Here is a 16,705-nt window from a genome sequence, read left to right as displayed (position 1 = left end):
CGGCGCGGCACCGGGGCGGCGCGGCATCCGGGGCGGCGCGGGATCCGTGGCGGCGCGGCATCCGGGGCGCCGCGGCATCCGGGGCGCCGCGGCATCCGGGGCCGCCGCGGCATCGGGCGCGGCGCGGCATCGGGGCGCCGCGGCATCCGCGCCCCGCCGAGGCGGCGGCCCGGGCCCGCCCCGCAAGGCGAACTATCCTCGGATGGATGACCACGCCGACCCTGCGACTCGATGCCGCGGAGTGGCGGGCCCGCGAGGCGGCGCACACGGCACGCGCCGACGCGCTCACCGCCGGGCACCGAGCCCGGGCCGCGCGCGGCGAGAAGCACCCCATCGAGGACTTCCTGTTCAGCTACTACTCGTATGCGCCGAGCCTGCTGCGCCGCTGGCACCCGGGCGCCGGCGTCGAGCTCGCGGATGCGGGCGCCGAGCCGCGGGCCGCCTGGCGCTGGTACGCCGCGGGATCCACACCCGGAAGCGTCCGCGTCGATGCGGAGGCGATGCAGGCCGAGAAGGGGCCGCTGCTGCGCGGGGTGCGGCGGATGCTCGAGCTCACCGCCTCGCGCCAGGGCTCGTTCGGGTGCTTCGGGCTGCACGAATGGGCGATGGTCTACCGGGAGGACGAGCACCGGCATCCCGTGCCGCTCCGCCTCGGGCAGGCGGCGACGGATGCCGTCGTCGAATCCCATGAGCTGCGCTGCACCCACATCGACGCGTTCCGTTTCTTCACCGCCGACGCCGTGCCGCAGAACCGATACGCGCCGACCCGCGAGACGCAGCCCGAACTCGAGCAGCCCGGCTGCGTGCACGCCAACATCGACGTCTACAAGTGGGCGGTCAAGCTCGGCCCGCTCGTGCCCGGCGAGCTCCTGCTCGACGCGTTCGAGCTCGCCGGCGAGATCCGCCGCTTCGACATGCAGGCCTCCCCCTACGACCTCCGCGAATGGGGGCACGAGCCGGTGCCGATCGAAACGCCGGAAGGCAAGGCCGAGTACGTGCGCCGGCAGCGGGCGTTCGCGACCCGCGCCAACCGGCTCCGCCGCCGCATCCTCGCCACCGCGTTCCCTCAGTCGCCGAGGGTCGCGAACACCTCCCGCACGATGCGGAACGCCGTATTGGCGGCCGGCACGCCCGAGTAGATCGCCGACTGCAACACGATCTCGACGATCTCCTCGCGGGTCAGGCCGTTGCGGATGCCGGCGCGCACGTGCATCGCGAGCTCCTCCTCGTGGCCGTGGGCGATCATCGAGGTGATCACGGCGACGCTGCGGGAGCGGCGGTCCAGGCCCGGCCGGCTCCACACGTCGCCCCAGGCGGTGCGGGTGATGAAGTCCTGAAAGTCGGCCGTCTCGGGGGTGATGGATGCCGTGGCGCGGTCGACGTGCGCGTCGCCGAGCACCTCGCGGCGCACCCGCATCCCCTGCGCGTGGCGTTCGGCGTCGGTGAGCGGGCGGTCGCCCGCGTCGCCCGGTTTCCCGCTCATGCCTGCTCCTCCAGGAACTCGTCGATCAGGGCCGCGGCGGCCTCGGGCTGCTCGGCGGGCACGAGGTGGGCGGCATCGGCGACGCCGACGGCGCGGCCGTGCGGAACGCCGTCGGCGACCTCGCGCGCGGCGGCTTCGGGGGTGACCTGGTCGTGCTCGCCCCAGACGGCGAGCACGGGGGCCGCGACGGCCGAGAGCGCATCGCGCACGTCGTAGTCGGCGAGGGCATCGCAGCAGCGGGCGTAGCTCTCGTCGTCGGCGTCCTGCAGGGCGTGCAGCAGTTCGCCGGCGATGACGGGGTGCCGTTCCATGGAGCCGGGCGCGAACCAGCGCTGGGCCGAGGGGACGACGAGCGGCGAGGTGCCGTTCGTGCGGACGGCCGCGGCCCGGTCCGTCCACGTCTCGCGGGTGGCGATCTTCGCACCGGAGCACATGATGACGGCGCGCCGCACGCGCTCGGGGTGCCGCAGCGCGAGTTCGAGGGTCACGGCGCCGCCGAGCGAGACGCCGGCGACGTCGGCGGGGCCGCCGCCGAGCTCGTCGATCAGACCGGCGAGGGCGTCGGCCAGTTCGCCGACCGTGAAGTCCGCGTCGGCGGCGGGGGCCGCGCCGTGCCCGGGCAGGTCCCAGGCGACGATGCGGCGGCGGATGCCGAGGCGCGGCGCCGCATCGCGCCACAGAATCGTCGAGGTGCCGAGCGAGGGGCCGAGCAGCAGGGGGCGGGCGTCGCGCGGGCCGCCGAGTTCGACGGCGGCGAGGCGGGGAACGGTCATGCGTGGTCCTCGTGCGGGGGTTCGGGGGTGGATGCCGGGTCGCGCCCGTCGGCGTGCTCGGCCGGCGCCGCGGCGGCGTCGGGGGTGGATGCCGTCGCGCGCCCGGGCTGCTCCCCCGCCCGCCGCACGGCGCGGTCGGCGATGCGCGGCGCGAGCCCGAGGTACTCGGCGGGGTCGAGGAGGGCGGCGATGCCGGCCTCGTCGAGGCGGACGCCGGGTTCGGCGGCCAGGAGGGCTGCAAGATCCTCGCCGCCGACGGCGCGGTCGACGAGCTCCTGCACCCGTCCGCGGCCGAGCTGCGGGCCGAGCACGAGCATGAGGCGCTCGGAGACGGCGAGCGGGCCGGTGATGGCGAGGTTCGCGGCGACGCGATCCTCGTCGACGCGGAGGCCCTCGGCGAGTTCTGCGGCACCGGATGCGGCGCCGAGCAGCACGCGCAGCGCCTCGCGGAACGCGGGCAGTTCGGCGTGCCAGGCGCCGTCGGGGCGTTCGTCGGTCGCCTCGGCGGCGGCGAGGTGCACGGTCGAGACGAGCCCCGGCATCCGCTGCCCCGCCGCGCGGACGAGCACCGCGCGCACGGGGTTCCGCTTCTGCGGCATCGCCGAGGACCCGCCGCCGGATGCCTCGGCCAGCTCGCCGGACTCGGTGCGGGCGCCGAGGGCGACGTCGCCGGCGAACGCGGCGAGCGCCGCGACCGTCTCGGCGGCGGCCGACGCGACCCGCAGCACGGGCGTGCGCGAGGTGTGCCACGGAGCTGCGGCCCGCAGGCCGAGCTCTGCGGCGAAGGCCTCGGCGAGCCGCTCGGCCCCGTCCGCGCCGGCGATCTCGACGAAGGAGGCGAGCGTTCCGCTCGCCCCTCCGAGCTGCGCCGGAAGTGCGGCACCCGCTTCGGCCATGCGCGCACGAGCGTCGGCGATCGCCTCGAGGCGGCGGCCGTACCGGGCGCCGAGCGTCGTCGGCACCGAGTGCTGGGTGAGGGTGTGCGCGGCCGCGGGGGTCGCCCGGTACCGGGCGACGAACGCGGCGAGCGCCGCCTCGACGCGGGCGAGCGCGGCATCCGCCTCGGCGAGGGCACGGGCGGCCTGCAGGACGACGGCCGTGTCGAGGATGTCCTGGCTCGTGGCGCCGCGGTGCAGCCACTCGGCCGCGGCGGTGCCGGCGACGGCCTCGCGCAGGGCGCCCACCAGTGGGATCACGGGGTTGCCCCCATGGCCGGCTGCGGCCGCGAGGACGGGTGCGCTCACGGCATCCATTCGCCGGCGGAGCCGCTCGTCGAACTCGCCGAGCACGCCCGCCGGGGCGCAGCCGATGCGCACGTACGCGGCCAGCAGCGCCCGTTCGGTCTGCACGAGCGCGCGGGCGATCGCCTCGTCGGAGACCGCGGCGTCGGCGCTCGCCGGCGAGAGCAGCCCGACGTCGAAAACGGGCGCCGGCTCGCGTTCAGAACTCAAGGAAGACCGTCTCCTTCGCTCCCTGCAGGTGCAGATCGTGCTCCAGGTGGCCCGCCGGCGTGCGGCGTGCCACGAGCGTAGCGCGCTCGTCGGCCGTCAGGGAGGAAAGGAGCGGGTCCGCCGCGAGCGCGGCGTCGTCGCCCGGCAGGTAGATGCGCGTGAAGAGGCGGTCGAGGAGGCCGCGGGCGAACAGCGCGACGAGCAGGTAGGGCGCCTTGCCGGCATCCACCGCGCCGGGCGCCACGGTCCAGAACTCGTAGTGCCCGTCGTCGCTGGTGAGCGAACGGCCGAAGCCGGTGAAGGTGTGCCCGTCGCGCTTCAGGGAGCCGCGCGCGGTCGGGATGCGGCCGTCGGCGTCCGGCTGCCAGATTTCGACGACCGCGTCGGGCACCGGCATCCCGGCCCCGTCGAACACGGTTCCCGACAGCACGATCGCACCCGGGCTGTGCGGGTGGACGAGTTCGTGGCTCGCCGGGTAGTCGAGGCCGAAGGCGAAGAAGGGGCCGACGGTCTGGCCGGGGGTGGGCAGGAGCTGTTCGGGCATCAGTGCTCGCCCTCCTCGGGCTCGGACCAGATCGCTTTCGGGCCGGTGAGCACGATGTCCCAGCGGTAGCCGAGGGAGAACTCGGGGCTCGTGAGGTCGTGGTCGTAGGCGGCGACGAGGCGTTCGCGGTCGGCCTGGTTCGGGATCGACTGGTAGATCGGGTCGAGGGCGAACAGCGGGTCGCCGGGGAAGTACATCTGCGTCACGATGCGCTGGGTGAAGGCGCTGCCGAACACGGAGAAGTGGATGTGCGCGGGCCGCCAGGCGTTGCGGTGGTTCTTCCACGGGTACGCGCCGGGCTTGATCGTCGTGAAGCGGTACGAGCCGTCGTCGCCCGTGATGACGCGGCCGGCGCCCGTGAAGTTCGGGTCGAGGGGGGCGGGGTGCTGGTCGCGCTGGTGGATGTAGCGGCCGGCGGCGTTGGCCTGCCAGATCTCGATGAGCTGGTTGCGGACGGGCCGGCCCCAGCCGTCGAGCACGCGCCCGGTGACGACGATGCGTTCGCCGAGGGGTTCGCCGGTGTGCTGCAGGGTGAGGTCGGACTCGATCCGGGCGACGTCGCGCTGCCCGTAGGCCGGCGAGGTGAGCTCGATCGCCTCGGGGTCGGCGAGCTTCGGGTTCTTCGTGGGGTGCCGCAGGATGCTCGAGCGGTACGGTGCGAAGTCGATCTCGACGCCGGTGCCGGGGCCGCGGTCGCGCTCGGCGTGCAGTTCGGCGATCTCGCGGCTGATGGTGGACTGTTCGTCTTGCACGGCGGTCGCGAGCAGCGACTCGGGTGCGGGGGCTTGCTGGGTCATGCGTCTCGTCTCCTTCGACGGTGCCAGGCTTTCACCCCGCGAGTGGATGCCGGGCCGCACCGTCCCACTGAGTGGGAATGCCCCCGGCATCCACTCGCCTTCGGAGCTCTGCGCTCGCCGCCGCGGCCCGCGCACCCGCGGCCCGCGCATCCGCTCAGCGCAGGTCGGCCGCGATCTGCCGCGCCGCATCCACCACGAGCCGGCCCAGGCGCCGCTCATCGGCGCGCGCGATATGCGCGACCACGCCCACCGCGGCCGGCGGCAACCCCAGCACCTGCGGAATCGGCGCCGCGACCGACACGTTGCCGAGCGTCATCTCCTGCCTGGTCGTCGCCCACCCCCGCTCGCGCGCCTCGTCGATCTGCCGGCGCAACGTCGCCGCATCCAGCACCGTATGCACCGTCTCGCGCTCGCGCGGCACCGCCGCCAGGTACCGATCGAGGAAGTCCGCATCCACGCCCTCCAGCAACGCCTTGCCGACCCCTGTCGCATACAGCGGATGCCGCCCGCCCATCCGGCTCACCGTCGGAATCGCCCGCGGGCCGCTCAGTCGGGCGACGTACAGCGCCTCGGCATGCTCGGCCGGGCCGTCCAGCACCGCCAGATGCACGTTCTCGCCGATCGCCTCGTACAGTCGCCCGAGATGCGGCAGGGCGACCTCGCGCAACCGCATCGACAGCGGCGAACGCTCCCCCAGCTCCCACAGCACCGCCCCGATCGTCCACCCCGCCGGCGTTCGGGCGAGGAAGCCGAGCCGCTCCAGCTCGACCGCGAGGCGATGCACCGTCGAACGGGCCAGGCCGCTTCGGGCGGCCAGCTCGGCCAGCGGCAACTCGTCGTGGTCGTCGTCGAAGGCGCCCAGGAGGCGCGCGGCGCGGGCGAGCACCCCGTCGCCGGGGTCCGCGGTGCGTCCGGCCATGCCGCCTCCTCGTTCCGCCTCCATCCTGCACCGCCGCGCCGCGCGCCGTGCCGCCGCTTGCCGCGCCTGGCCGCCGCACAGCGACTTCCAGAAGTGCCGATCTCCCGCAGGAGTACGCACTTCCCGGCACTCCGGCGGGAGATCGGCACTCCTACGCGCAGATCCGCTTCGTTTCCTGCCACATCCAGCTGCGGCGGTGGATCGGAGGGCGGAGGCGCCGTCAGCCCAGGCGGCGGAGGGCGAGGCCGGCGAGCACCGCGGCCTGCTCGGCGAGCACCCGGTCGTCGAAGACGACCTGCGGCGAGTGGTTCGAGGGGCTCGTCTCGGCGTCGACGCCGTCGGGCGAGGCGCCGACGATCACGAAGGCGCCGGGCACGCGTTCGAGCACGAACGAGAAGTCCTCCGCACCCATCCACGGGTTCGGCAGCGGGGCGAAGGCGCCGGCGCCGAGCACCCCGGTGACGGCTTCGCGCACGGCATCCACCGCAGCCGCGTCGTTCACCGTCGTCGGATAGTGGCGCGTGAACCGCGACTCGGCGACGAGCCCGTGCGCGGCGGCGATGCCGTCGGCCAGCCGCACCGCCTCGCGTTCGATGACATCGATCGCCGCATCCGACAGGGTGCGCACGGTCGAACCGAGTTCCGCGTTCTCGGCGATGATGTTGCGGGCGCGGCTGCCGCGCAGCATCGTCACCGACAGCACCGCCGGGTCGAACACGTCGACGCGGCGACCCACGAGCGAGCCGAGCGCGAGGGCGAGCTCGGCGAGCGCCGGCAGCGGATCGACGCTCTTCCACGGCGTGGATGCGTGCCCGCCGCGCCCGTGCAGGGTCGCATAGAAGCTGTTCGACGACGCCATCGTGGCGCCCGGCCGCGCCCGGAACAGGCCTCGCGGCCCCGGTTCGACGTGCAGGGCGTAGGCGGCGACCGGCAGCGAACCGCTCGCATCCAGCAGCCCCTCGTCGAGCATGATCTTCGCGCCGCCCCAGCTCTCCTCTCCCGGCTGGAACATGAACAGCACATCACCGGCGAGCTCCTCGCGCCGCGCCGCGAGGAGACGGGCCGCACCCACGAGGCCGGCCGTGTGCAGGTCGTGCCCGCAGGCGTGCATCGCACCGTTCGTCGAACGGTAGGGCACATCGGCCTCCTCGGCGACCGGCAGGGCGTCCATGTCGCCGCGGAGCAGCACCGTCGGCCCGGGCCGGCCGCCCCGGAGCACCGCGACGACCGAGGTCGTCGCCCGCCCCGTCGTGATCTCGAGGCCGAGGCCGTCGAGGGCGTCGAGCACCCGCCGCTGCGTGCGCGGAAGTTCGAGGCCGACCTCGGGGTCGGCGTGCAGTTCGCGGCGCAACAGCTGCAGCCCGGGCAGGATCGCGCGCGCCTCGGCGAGCAGGGTGCTCGTGGGAGTCATGGTCGGGTCGCCGCTCATGCGGCCTCCTTCCGGGTGCCGGCTCTGGCCGGGTCGAACAGTCGGTGCGGGTCTTTCACAACACGACCCGCCTGCAGCACGGCCGCGATGCGTGCGGGGTCGCCGAGCTCCCGGATCCGGGCGAGGGGGTCGACGTCGCTCACGACGACGTCGGCGGACAGGCCCGCCTCGAGACGCCCCGTGACGCCGTCGAGCCGGAGCAGCCGGGCGGCGCCGCCGGTGGCGGCGATCACGGCATCCATCGGCGACATGCCGAGCGCGACGAGATGCGCGAGCTCCTCGAGGTTGCGGCCGTGCGGTCCGACGCCCGAGTCGGTGCCCATCGCGATGCGCACCCCCTGCTCGATCGCACGGGCGATGTTCGTCATCGTCGCCTCGGCCCACCGCGACTTCTTCTCGTAGTGGAACGCGGGCATCCGCTCCCGGTCGAGGGGGCGGAACGCGGTCGCGAGCGTCGGCACGAGGAAGATGCCGCGCTCGCCCATCATGTCGATCGCCGCGTCGTCGATGCCGTACCCGTGCTCGATGCTCGACGCCCCGCCGAGCACGGCCGCATGGATGCCGCGCACCCCCTGCGCGTGGGCGGCGACGGGCCGGCCGCCGTGCCGCTCGAGCTCGTCGACGACCGCGCGCACCTCGTCGATGCGCAGGCCCTCGTCGTCGGGGTCGTCGTGCGGGCTGCCCATGCCGCCCGAGGTCGCCACCTTCACGAGATCCGCCCCGGCACGGAGCAGCTCGCGCGTGACCCGCCGCACCTCGTCGATCGAATCCGCGAGCACCGCGAGCTCGTCGCCGGCGAGCCGGAACATTCCGCCGCGCACATGGAAATCGCCGTGCCCGCCCGTGTGGCTCATGAGTCGCACGGCCACCTGCAGCCGCGGGCCGCGGACGAGGCCGCGCTCGACGGCCGCCCGGTGCCCCGCCGAGATGCCGCCGAGGTCGCGCACCGTCGTCACCCCCGCGTCGAGCGTCGCCGACATGCGCGCCGCCGCCTCGTGCACGAGCAACGCCGGGTCGGTGTCGAGCGGGTGGTATCTGCCGAGGCCGGCGTCGAGCCCGAAATGCACGTGCGCATCGATGAACCCGGGCAGCAGCGTGCGCCCGCCGAGTTCGACGCACCGCTCCCCCGCCCGGCTCGGCCGGCCGGCGGCGGGGCCCGCGTACACGATCCGCTCGCCCTCGATCACGAGCGAGGCATCGTCGACCGGCGGCTCGGCGCCGCCCGTGATGAGGCGCGCCGCGGTGAGCACGATGCGGTCGGTCATGGTTCGGCCTTCGGTGCGGGGGTGGATGCCGTCGGTCACGCGAGTGAGAACCCCGGCGAACCCGGCACGGAATCCAGCAGGGCCCGCGTGTACGGGTGCTGCGGCTCGCCGTAGACCCGCTCGGCCGGGCCCTGCTCGACGATCTCGCCGCGATACAGGACGACGACGTCGTCGGAGACGTGCCGCACCACGGCGAGGTTGTGCGAGATGAACAGCATCGTGAGCCCCAGCTCGGTGCGGAGCCGGCCGATGAGGTTCAGGATCTCCGCCTGCACCGAGACGTCGAGCGCCGAGGTGATCTCATCGGCGATCACGAACTCGGGGCGGATGACGAGCCCGCGCGCGATCGCGATGCGCTGCCGCTGCCCGCCCGAGAACTCGTGCGGGTACCGGTCGATCGCGTCATCCGGCATCCGCACGAGCCTCAACTGCTCGAGGATCGCCTCGCGATGCGCGCGCACGCTCGGCCGCCGCGGGTCGACCGCTTCGGCCAGCGTCTGCCCGATCGTGCGGCGCGGGTCGAGGGAGGAGTACGGATCCTGCGGGATCATCTGCACGCGCCGCCGCATCGCGCGCCGCTCGCGGCCGCCCATCTCGGTGAGCTCCCGGCCGCCGATGCGGATCGAGCCCGAATCGGGCCGGACGAGGCCGACGAGGGCCTTCGCGAGCGTCGACTTGCCCGAGCCGGATTCGCCGACGAGGCCGACGGTGCGGCCGGCGGCGATCGACATCGAGACGGCGTCGAGGGCGCGGTGAGCGCGCGGGCCCGATCCGAACGTCACCGTGAGCCGGTCGATGTCGACCATCGCGGCCGGTTCCTCAATGGGTGCGGCGGCGGTCGCCGGCGTGGTGGTGCTCATCGTACGGCCTCCGTTTCATCGCGCCACTCGAGCACGGGCAGTGCGTCGAGCTTCTCGTCGAGGCTCGGCGTCGCGGCCAGCAGCGCCCGGGTGTACGGATGCCCGGCGTGTTCGGCGTCGAGCAGTTCCGCGTCGATCTCCTCGACGATGCGCCCGTCGTGCATGACGACGACGCGGTGGCAGAGGGCGCGGACGACGCCGATGTCGTGCGAGATGAACAGCACCGAGGTGCCGAGTTCGCGGTTCAGGCGGGTGATCTCGCGGAGGATTCCGGCTTGCACGGTCACGTCGAGGGCCGTCGTCGGCTCGTCGGCGATGATGAGCTTCGGATCGGCGGCGAGCGCGGCCGCGATCATGGCCCGCTGGCGCATGCCGCCCGACAGCTCGTACGGATGCTGACGGAGGCGCTCCTCGGGCTTCGTCATGCGCACGGTGCGGAGGGCGCCGACGATCGCGGCCCGCGCCTGGCGGCGGCTCTTGCCGAAGTGGGTCCGGAGCACCTCGGTGAGCTGCGTGCCGAGCCTGAGGGCGGGATTGAACGTCGACGTCGGGTCCTGGTAGACGAGGCTCACGGTCGTCGCCATCGTGCGGTCGTCGACGCGGCCGCGGAGGTCGAGCTCGCCGAGCGAAAGGCGCGCGGCATCCATCTGGAGCCCGTCGGGCAGGAGCTTCGCGATCGACATCGCCGTCAGCGACTTGCCGGATCCCGACTCGCCGACGATGCCGAGGATCTCTCCGCGGCCGATCGTGAACGAGACGCCGCGCACGAGGGGGCCGGCCGGGCCGGTGACGTGCAGGTCCTGCACCTCGACGATCGCCTCGGGCGCCGCGGCCGGGGCGGGCGGCACGAGGGCGCGCCTCAGCGATGCCGGCCGGGATACCCCGCGCGGGTCGGCCGCGGCGGCCAGGCCGTCGCCGATGAGCATCGCCGCGAGTGCCGTGACGACGACGAGCAGCGCCGGCCCGAGGGTCTGCACGGGACGGCCGGCGAGCAGCGACGGCAGCGCCTCGTTCAGCAGCTTGCCCCAGTCGTACTCTGGCGATTGCACGCCGAGGCCGACGAACGACAACGAGGTCAGCGCCGTCAGCGACTGGGCGAAGTTCGACGCGGTGAGCACGAGGAGGGGCTCGGCCATGTTCGGCAGCATGTGGTCGGTGATGAGACGGCGGTTGCCGACGCCGACGAGCCGGGCGGCGGAGAGGTAGTCGCGGCTCGAGATCTGCGCGGCGAGGTTCGCGGTGAGGCGGGCGAAGTTCGGGATGCCGGCGACGCCGATCGCCACGACGGCCGGGAGCGACCCGGCGCCGAGGATGGCGGCGACGACGAGCGCCAGCAGCAGCGCGGGGAAGGCGACGGCGGCATCGATGATGCGCAGGCAGAACTCGCGGCCGCGGGCCGGCAGCAGCCAGACGCTCGTGCCGACGAGCACGCCGAGCACGACGGCGATCGCGGTCGCCGCGGCCGTCATCACGAGGGTGAGGCGCGCGGCGACGAGGCTGCGGGCGAGCATGTCGTGACCGGAGAGGTCGGTGCCGAGCGGATGTGCGGCCGAGGCCGGTGCGGCGCGCTCGCCCATCTCCTCGGCAGCGCCGGTGAGGAAGAACGGCGCGAGGACGGCGATGATCACGACCGCCGCGAAGAGGACGACGCCGATCACGAGCCCGGGCGTCCAGCGGAATCGGCGTCTGGCGTCAGTCGGCATGGCCGCCTCCGAGGGTTCGGGAGTCGATGCATCCGAGGATGACGTCGACGAGGAGGTTGATGAGCGCCGCGAGCATCCCGAGCACGATGACCATGCCCTGGATGAGCGGGTAGTCGCGGTCGAGGATGGCCTTGATGATGCCCGAACCGAGCCCGGGGATCGCGAACACGGATTCGATGATGAGCGCCCCGCCGAGCATCCCCGACAGGATGAGGCCCGAGAGCGTGAGGGTCGTCGTGAGCAGGTTCGGCAGCGCGTACTTCAGGTGCAGCACGACGGGCTTCAGCCGCCAGCCGCGTGCGGTGCGGATGTAGTCGTTCTCGAGCACGACCTGCGTCTCGCGGCGCACGACCCGGGCGATGGTGCAGATCGGGCCGATCACGAGGGCCGCGATCGGCAGCACGAAGCTCGCCGCGCCGGATCGTGCGGTGAACGCGGGCGGGAAGAACGGCAGCAGCCCGACGCCGATCGCGAAGACGACGACGAGGAAGGTCGCCATGATGTAGCCCGGGATCGCGTCGAGGAAGCCGGTGACGGAGGTGAACGCGACGTCGAGGCCGCGACGGCGGCCGTTGCGCGTCGCGACGCCGACGGCCATGCCGAGCGGCACGGCGATCGCGAGGACGACGAGGATGCCGGTGAAGGCGATCGTCGCGGTGAACGCGAAGCGGTTGCCGATGATCTCGGCGACGGGCTGGTTGTACTGGAAGCTCGTGCCCAGGTCGCCCGTGAGCACCTGCGAGATGTAGGCGGCGAACTGCTGCCAGAGCGGTAGGTCGAGCCCGAGTTTCGTGCGGGTCGCCTCGATCTCGACGGTCGTCGCGTCGGATCCGGCGATCGCGACCGCCGGGTCGCCGGGGATCAGCTGCACCATGAAGAAGGCGAGGACGACGAGTGCGAGGAACGTCGCCGCGAGCCCCGCGATCCGGCGCACGGCGAATCCGAGCCACGGCGAGACGTGCCGGCCCGTGCGGGGCGCGGCGTCGCCGCCGGCGGATGGTGCTCCGCCGGCGGCGACGAGCGAGGCGGCCTCGGTCATCGCTCGGTGATGCGCATGGTCGACGGGTCGAGGTAGTCGCCGAAGACGCGCACGTCGAAGCCCGGGGCGGCGACCGCGGTCGCGACGATGGATGCCATGGGCGCGGCGTCGCTACGATCGAGCACCGTCTGGAACGCCCGGTCGATCACCGGGCACTGCGCCTCGGCATCCACGATCGTCATGGCTTCGTTCAGCAGCCCGTAGCCCTCGTCGTTCGGCACGCCCGTCTTGTTGCGACCGCCCTCGTCGGAGTACGGGCCCATGACGCGCAGCAGCGAGGAGGTCATCGTGCCGAGCAGGTTGATGTCGCCCTGCACCGTCACATCCCACGGGCCGTTCGTGCCCGTCGTCGTCGACCAGTTCGCGTTGTCCATCTCGGTGTAGTCGACCTCGGCGCCGGCCTTGCGGAGCATCTCGGCGACGTACTCGTTGCCCTGCGAGAGCAGGGTGGTGCCGACGAGGCGGATCTTCACCCCGGCGAGCGTCTTCGACGCGGCATCCACGTCGAACCCGGCCAGGCGCGACTCGTCCTCGCTGACGCACAGCACCCCGGGCGCCGAGACGGAGGCGATCGGCACGCCGAGGCCGGCGGTCGCGATGTCGGTGAATGCGACGGGGTCGACGGCCTGCGCGGCCGCGTGCCGCAGCTCCGGCTGCTCGCGGAAGACCGATCCCTCGCGCTGGTTGAAGACGAGGTAGGAGGTCATCGTGGACAGCTCGTGCTTCGCGTAGCCGTCGTCGGTGAAGCGGCTGATCTCCTCGCCGGTGATCGTGCCGACGTCCATCCCGCCCGACAGCAGCTGGGTGGCGAGCGTCGACGACTCGGCGACGGGGGCGAAGTTCACCGTCTTCGCCGGCACGCCTTCGAGGGGCTCGGCGAACTCGGGCCAGGCGTCGTAGTCGTCGCGGAGGGTCATCTCGTACTTCACGGCCGGTTCGGCGGCGGTCAGCGTGTACGGGCCCGAGAAGGCGCCCTCGACGGTGCCGGCCATGAGGCCCTCCGGGTCATCGAGACCGGCCGGGCAGACGATGCCCGTGTGGGGCAGCGCCATGCCGTACAGGAAGTCGGACCAGGGCCCGGAGAGCTCGGCGGTGACGGTGCCGGCGTCGTCGTCGGCGGTGAAGGCGGCCTCGTTCGGGCCGAATGCGAGCGAGCGTGCGGTGGATGCCAGTTCCGGATCGGCGAGGCGGTTCAGCGAGTCGGCGACGATCCCGGGGGTGATGGCGGTGCCGCCGGCGCACGTCGCGTCGTCGCGGATCGTGAAGACGTACTCGGAGGCGCTGACCGCCTCCCAGTCGGTCGCGATGCCGCCGACGAGCGTGTTGTCGGCGTCGCGGCGGACGAGCGTGTCATAGAGCATGCGGGAGACGACGTAGTCGTCGGCGGCCCGGGCGAGCGCCGGGTCGAAGCCGCCGGGGTCGGTGACGAGTTGCGCGTTGATGGTGTCGACGGATGCCGCGCCGTCGGCGGATCCGCCGGCGCAGCCGGTGAGGGCGAGCACCGCCGCCGTGCCGGCGGCCGTGACGAGGATGGAGCGTCGGTTCACTTCGGACCTCCTGCCGGCGCGCCGGCGTTGTCGGGGTGGCGGGCGTGCGCTGGGGCACGCCCTTCGGCCATGAGATTGACACCTACGATGGAGCAGCTCTCCGCCTGGTTGCAGAGCGATGTCAGAATCGTCAGGATTCTTGATCCGGAGCCCGGCGTGCTGCACGATTCTTGCCGTGGCGGACATCCTGGATTTCGAACTCATGAACGCGCTTCAGCTGGCCCCGCGCATCCCGTGGGCGCAGCTGGCGCCCATCCTGAACTCTGATCCGTCGACGCTCTCGCGCCGCTGGCACCGCCTCGTCGACGACCATGTGGTGTGGACGACCTGCGTGTACGCGGCCGTGCCGGCGCACGGCTCGCAGGTGCCCCTCGAGATGCGGGTGCGCGGTGCGATCGTCGAGATCGTCTGCGCCCCCGGGCGCCGGGAAGCCGTCATCCGGGCGATGAGCGAGCTTTCGCACATCTCGAGCGTGCACTGCACCTCGGGCGCCCGCGACCTCTACCTCACGATCTTCGCGCCCGGTCTGCTCGCGATCGACCGATACGTCGACGGGCTCGGCGACGTCATCGACGGCATCCTCGCAACGCGCACGCACTACATCCGCACGACCTTCCAGGACGGCGCGAGCTGGCGTCTGAACGCCCTCGCGCCCAGGCAGCGCCGTGCTCTCGAGGCGTCCCTGCCCGATCCGATCGCCCGGGCGGTGCCGACCCGCGCGCACCTCGAACTCATCGAGGCGCTCAGCCGCGACGTCCGCCGGCCGGTATCGGCGGTCAGCGCCGAATTCGGCAAGTCGCTCGCCGCCGTCTCACGCGGCATCGACACCCTGCTCGGCGCGCCGTGGGTGCGGTGGCGCGTCGATTTCGCGCACAATCTCGTCGGCTGGGACGCCTCGGCGACGATCTGGCTCGCCGTCCCCCAGGCCGAACTCGAGAAGGTCGCCGCCTCGCTCTGCCTGCTGCCTCAGGTGCGCTGGTGCGCCTCCGTCGCCGGCCCGGCGAACCTCATGGCGAGTCTGTGGCTGCGCGATCTCGACGAACTCGACGACATCGAGGGCAAGCTCACCAAGGTCTTCCCGCGGCTGACGATCACCGACCGCTGGCTGACGCCCCGGATCGCCAAGCGGCTCGGCAACGTCCTCGACGACAGCGGCCGCTGGGAACGCTTCGTGCCGACGAACGTCGGCGACTACGCGGTGGGCTGAGCGCGGCCCTGAAACGCGGCGCGCGCCGCTGGGAAGGCGGCGTGCCGCACCGGGGCCCCGATCTTTCCGGGGGTCGTTTCCTGCCACCTCCAGGCCGAATCCGTGAGGCGGATGGCGGGAAATGGCCCCCGGAAGCGGATCATGGGGGCGCAGGGGGGCGGCGCCGATCTCACGCCCGGCCCTCCCGCAGGAGTGCCGATCTCCCGCGCGACCCTCCCGCAGGAGTGCCGATCTCACGCCCGGCCCTCCCGCAGGAGTGCCGATCTCCCGCCGGAGTACGCACTTCCCGGTACTCCGGCGGGAGATCGGTACTCCTGGACGTCGATTCCGTTCCGGGGGTCGTTTCCTGCCACATCCACGCCGAAACCGTGATGCAGGTGGCAGGATATGACCCCCGGAAGCACATCGTGGGGGCGCAGGGGGCGACTGCCGGACGGGGCGTGCGAAGGATGGCGCGCGGCGGCGCGCACGAACGACGCGACGGGGCGCGCGAAGGGCGGAGCGCGCGGCGCCGCGCGCCCCGGAAACACAGCGCGGGTGGATGCCGGTGCGCACCGGCATCCACCCGCGAACCCGCGTGCGGGGTTACTGCACCGACCAGCCGCCGTCGGAGGGCAGCACGACGCCGTTGATGTTCGTGCCGTCCTCGCTCAGCAGGAAGGTGATCGAGGCGGCCAGCTGCTCGGCGGTCGCCAGGCCCGGGATCATCTGCTGGAACGGTGCCAGGCGGGCACTGCCGGCCTCGGAGACGTTCGGCGGGAACGGGATGCCGGTGGCGACGCCGCCGGGGGCGACGGCGTTCACGCGGATGCCCTTGGGGCCGTACATGAAGGCGGCGCTGCGGGTCAGGCCGACGACGCCGTGCTTGGAGACCGTGTAGGCGTTGCCGGAGGCGTTGCCGCGGATGCCGGCTTCGGAGGCGACGTTCACGACCGAGCCGCGGCCGGCTTCGAGCATCTTCGGCAGCACCGCGCGGGTGAGCTTGAAGACGCCGGTGAGGTTGATGCCGATGACGCGGTCCCAGATCTGGTCGCTCGTCTCGTGCAGCGGAGAGAAGTCGTCGTTGACGCCGGCGACGTTCGCGAGGCCGTCGATGCGGTCGCCGGCCGCGGCGATGACGCGGTCGAGGTCGTCCTGCTTCGTGACGTCGGCGGCGACGGGCACGACCTGCCCCTCGGGGAAGGTGCCGGCGAACTCCTGCAGCTTGTCGGCCGAGATGTCGACGGCGACGACCGTGCCGCCTTCCCGGGCGATCCGGGATGCCGTGGCGCGGCCGATGCCGGAGGCGGCGCCCGTGACGATGATCGTGCGGCCCGAGAAGCGGCCCGCGGTGACCTGTTCGGTCCAAGCGCCCGACTCGGTCTCCTCGGGCATGACGCCGCCGTTGACCTTCAGCACCAGATCGTCGACGACCGACTGCGGCATCTGCCCCTGGCTGAGGGCGACGAGCTGCTGCAGCGGCAGCCCCTTGATCGGCTCGAGCGTCTCTTCCGAGGCGCCGCTCTGGGCGAGGAGGCCGCGCACGAGCGGGCCGCCGTCCGGGTGATCGAGCCATTCCCCGATCGTGCTGTTCGCGGTGAGCGCCTTGTGCTCGGCCATGCCTGTCTCCTTCTCTCGGGATGACCCGGGTGTCGACTCGATTCTACGCGCCGTGGCTCTCGGTGACCGGGATGGATGCCCGGGCGCGA

The 16,705-nt window shown here is 73.1% G+C and carries 15 protein-coding genes; 2 read left to right on the top strand and 13 right to left on the bottom strand.

Annotated elements, in window-relative coordinates:
- Window positions 1-206: 206 nt before the first annotated feature.
- On the top strand, window positions 207-1,139 hold the full coding sequence (locus G127AT_RS11005; protein WP_244857540.1) for a 3-methyladenine DNA glycosylase: 933 nt from the start codon (window positions 207-209) through the stop codon (window positions 1,137-1,139).
- Here the strand turns inward: G127AT_RS11005 and pcaC are convergent.
- The 12 genes from pcaC to G127AT_RS10945 all read right to left on the bottom strand — a co-directional run bounded on the left by pcaC (window position 1,067) and on the right by G127AT_RS10945 (window position 13,810).
- Window positions 1,067-1,483: a 4-carboxymuconolactone decarboxylase gene (gene pcaC, locus G127AT_RS11000; protein ID WP_210896844.1), complete on the bottom strand. Its 417-nt coding sequence runs from the start codon at window positions 1,481-1,483 to the stop codon at window positions 1,067-1,069. The genes G127AT_RS11005 and pcaC overlap by 73 nt on opposite strands.
- Window positions 1,480-2,256 (bottom strand): alpha/beta fold hydrolase, encoded by a 777-nt coding sequence (locus G127AT_RS10995; protein WP_210896842.1) that lies wholly within the window; start codon window positions 2,254-2,256, stop codon window positions 1,480-1,482. Before G127AT_RS10995 ends, pcaC begins: the two co-directional genes overlap by 4 nt.
- Window positions 2,253-3,707, bottom strand: a complete 1,455-nt coding sequence (locus G127AT_RS10990; RefSeq protein WP_210896840.1) for a lyase family protein — start codon at window positions 3,705-3,707, stop codon at window positions 2,253-2,255. Before G127AT_RS10990 ends, G127AT_RS10995 begins: the two co-directional genes overlap by 4 nt.
- Window positions 3,697-4,251: a protocatechuate 3,4-dioxygenase subunit alpha gene (pcaG, locus tag G127AT_RS10985; protein WP_210896838.1), complete on the bottom strand. Its 555-nt coding sequence runs from the start codon at window positions 4,249-4,251 to the stop codon at window positions 3,697-3,699. Before pcaG ends, G127AT_RS10990 begins: the two co-directional genes overlap by 11 nt.
- On the bottom strand, window positions 4,251-5,048 hold the full coding sequence (gene pcaH / locus G127AT_RS10980; protein ID WP_210896836.1) for a protocatechuate 3,4-dioxygenase subunit beta: 798 nt from the start codon (window positions 5,046-5,048) through the stop codon (window positions 4,251-4,253). The genes pcaG and pcaH overlap by 1 nt, the downstream gene beginning before the upstream one ends.
- Before the next feature lie 154 nt (window positions 5,049-5,202).
- Window positions 5,203-5,967: an IclR family transcriptional regulator gene (locus G127AT_RS10975; protein WP_210896834.1), complete on the bottom strand. Its 765-nt coding sequence runs from the start codon at window positions 5,965-5,967 to the stop codon at window positions 5,203-5,205.
- Window positions 5,968-6,187: 220 nt separating this feature from the next.
- The gene (locus G127AT_RS10970) at window positions 6,188-7,396 is read right to left on the bottom strand and encodes a M20 metallopeptidase family protein (RefSeq protein ID WP_244857539.1); all 1,209 of its coding nucleotides are present in this window, start codon (window positions 7,394-7,396) and stop codon (window positions 6,188-6,190) included.
- Window positions 7,393-8,661, bottom strand: a complete 1,269-nt coding sequence (locus tag G127AT_RS10965) for a metal-dependent hydrolase family protein (protein ID WP_210896832.1) — start codon at window positions 8,659-8,661, stop codon at window positions 7,393-7,395. The genes G127AT_RS10970 and G127AT_RS10965 overlap by 4 nt, the downstream gene beginning before the upstream one ends.
- Window positions 8,662-8,696: 35 nt before the next feature.
- On the bottom strand, window positions 8,697-9,521 hold the full coding sequence (locus G127AT_RS10960) for an ABC transporter ATP-binding protein (RefSeq protein WP_244857538.1): 825 nt from the start codon (window positions 9,519-9,521) through the stop codon (window positions 8,697-8,699).
- Window positions 9,518-11,224, bottom strand: a complete 1,707-nt coding sequence (locus G127AT_RS10955) for a dipeptide/oligopeptide/nickel ABC transporter permease/ATP-binding protein (RefSeq protein WP_210896830.1) — start codon at window positions 11,222-11,224, stop codon at window positions 9,518-9,520. The genes G127AT_RS10960 and G127AT_RS10955 overlap by 4 nt, the downstream gene beginning before the upstream one ends.
- Window positions 11,214-12,263: an ABC transporter permease gene (locus G127AT_RS10950; protein WP_210896828.1), complete on the bottom strand. Its 1,050-nt coding sequence runs from the start codon at window positions 12,261-12,263 to the stop codon at window positions 11,214-11,216. The genes G127AT_RS10955 and G127AT_RS10950 overlap by 11 nt, the downstream gene beginning before the upstream one ends.
- A complete protein-coding gene (locus G127AT_RS10945; RefSeq protein WP_210896826.1) occupies window positions 12,260-13,810 on the bottom strand; it encodes an ABC transporter substrate-binding protein in 1,551 nt (516 codons plus the stop codon). Before G127AT_RS10945 ends, G127AT_RS10950 begins: the two co-directional genes overlap by 4 nt.
- Before the next feature lie 175 nt (window positions 13,811-13,985).
- On the opposite strand from G127AT_RS10945, the gene G127AT_RS10940 reads away from it, so the two are divergent.
- Entirely contained in the window at window positions 13,986-15,017 is a 1,032-nt protein-coding gene (locus G127AT_RS10940) for an Lrp/AsnC family transcriptional regulator (protein WP_210896824.1), read from the top strand.
- Window positions 15,018-15,602: 585 nt separating this feature from the next.
- Here the strand turns inward: G127AT_RS10940 and G127AT_RS10935 are convergent.
- Window positions 15,603-16,616, bottom strand: a complete 1,014-nt coding sequence (locus tag G127AT_RS10935; RefSeq protein WP_210896821.1) for an SDR family NAD(P)-dependent oxidoreductase — start codon at window positions 16,614-16,616, stop codon at window positions 15,603-15,605.
- Window positions 16,617-16,705: the final 89 nt, after the last annotated feature.

Source organism: Agromyces archimandritae (assembly GCF_018024495.1).
In the GTDB taxonomy this organism is placed as follows: Bacteria; Actinomycetota; Actinomycetes; order Actinomycetales; family Microbacteriaceae; genus Agromyces; species Agromyces archimandritae.
Note: the sequence above shows the minus strand (reverse complement) of the source record. Positions and strands in the feature narration are given on the sequence as shown.

Bases quoted from the DNA above. Each gene is read 5' to 3' on its own strand.
- G127AT_RS11005 (WP_244857540.1), top strand. From the start codon at position 207: ATGACCACGCCGACCCTGCGACTCGATGCCGCGGAGTGGCGGGCCCGC.
- pcaC (WP_210896844.1), bottom strand. From the start codon at position 1,483: ATGAGCGGGAAACCGGGCGACGCGGGCGACCGCCCGCTCACCGACGCC.
- G127AT_RS10995 (WP_210896842.1), bottom strand. From the start codon at position 2,256: ATGACCGTTCCCCGCCTCGCCGCCGTCGAACTCGGCGGCCCGCGCGAC.
- pcaG (WP_210896838.1), bottom strand. From the start codon at position 4,251: ATGCCCGAACAGCTCCTGCCCACCCCCGGCCAGACCGTCGGCCCCTTC.
- pcaH (WP_210896836.1), bottom strand. From the start codon at position 5,048: ATGACCCAGCAAGCCCCCGCACCCGAGTCGCTGCTCGCGACCGCCGTG.
- G127AT_RS10975 (WP_210896834.1), bottom strand. From the start codon at position 5,967: ATGGCCGGACGCACCGCGGACCCCGGCGACGGGGTGCTCGCCCGCGCC.
- G127AT_RS10970 (WP_244857539.1), bottom strand. From the start codon at position 7,396: ATGAGCGGCGACCCGACCATGACTCCCACGAGCACCCTGCTCGCCGAG.
- G127AT_RS10965 (WP_210896832.1), bottom strand. From the start codon at position 8,661: ATGACCGACCGCATCGTGCTCACCGCGGCGCGCCTCATCACGGGCGGC.
- G127AT_RS10960 (WP_244857538.1), bottom strand. From the start codon at position 9,521: ATGAGCACCACCACGCCGGCGACCGCCGCCGCACCCATTGAGGAACCG.
- G127AT_RS10955 (WP_210896830.1), bottom strand. From the start codon at position 11,224: ATGCCGACTGACGCCAGACGCCGATTCCGCTGGACGCCCGGGCTCGTG.
- G127AT_RS10950 (WP_210896828.1), bottom strand. From the start codon at position 12,263: ATGACCGAGGCCGCCTCGCTCGTCGCCGCCGGCGGAGCACCATCCGCC.
- G127AT_RS10935 (WP_210896821.1), bottom strand. From the start codon at position 16,616: ATGGCCGAGCACAAGGCGCTCACCGCGAACAGCACGATCGGGGAATGG.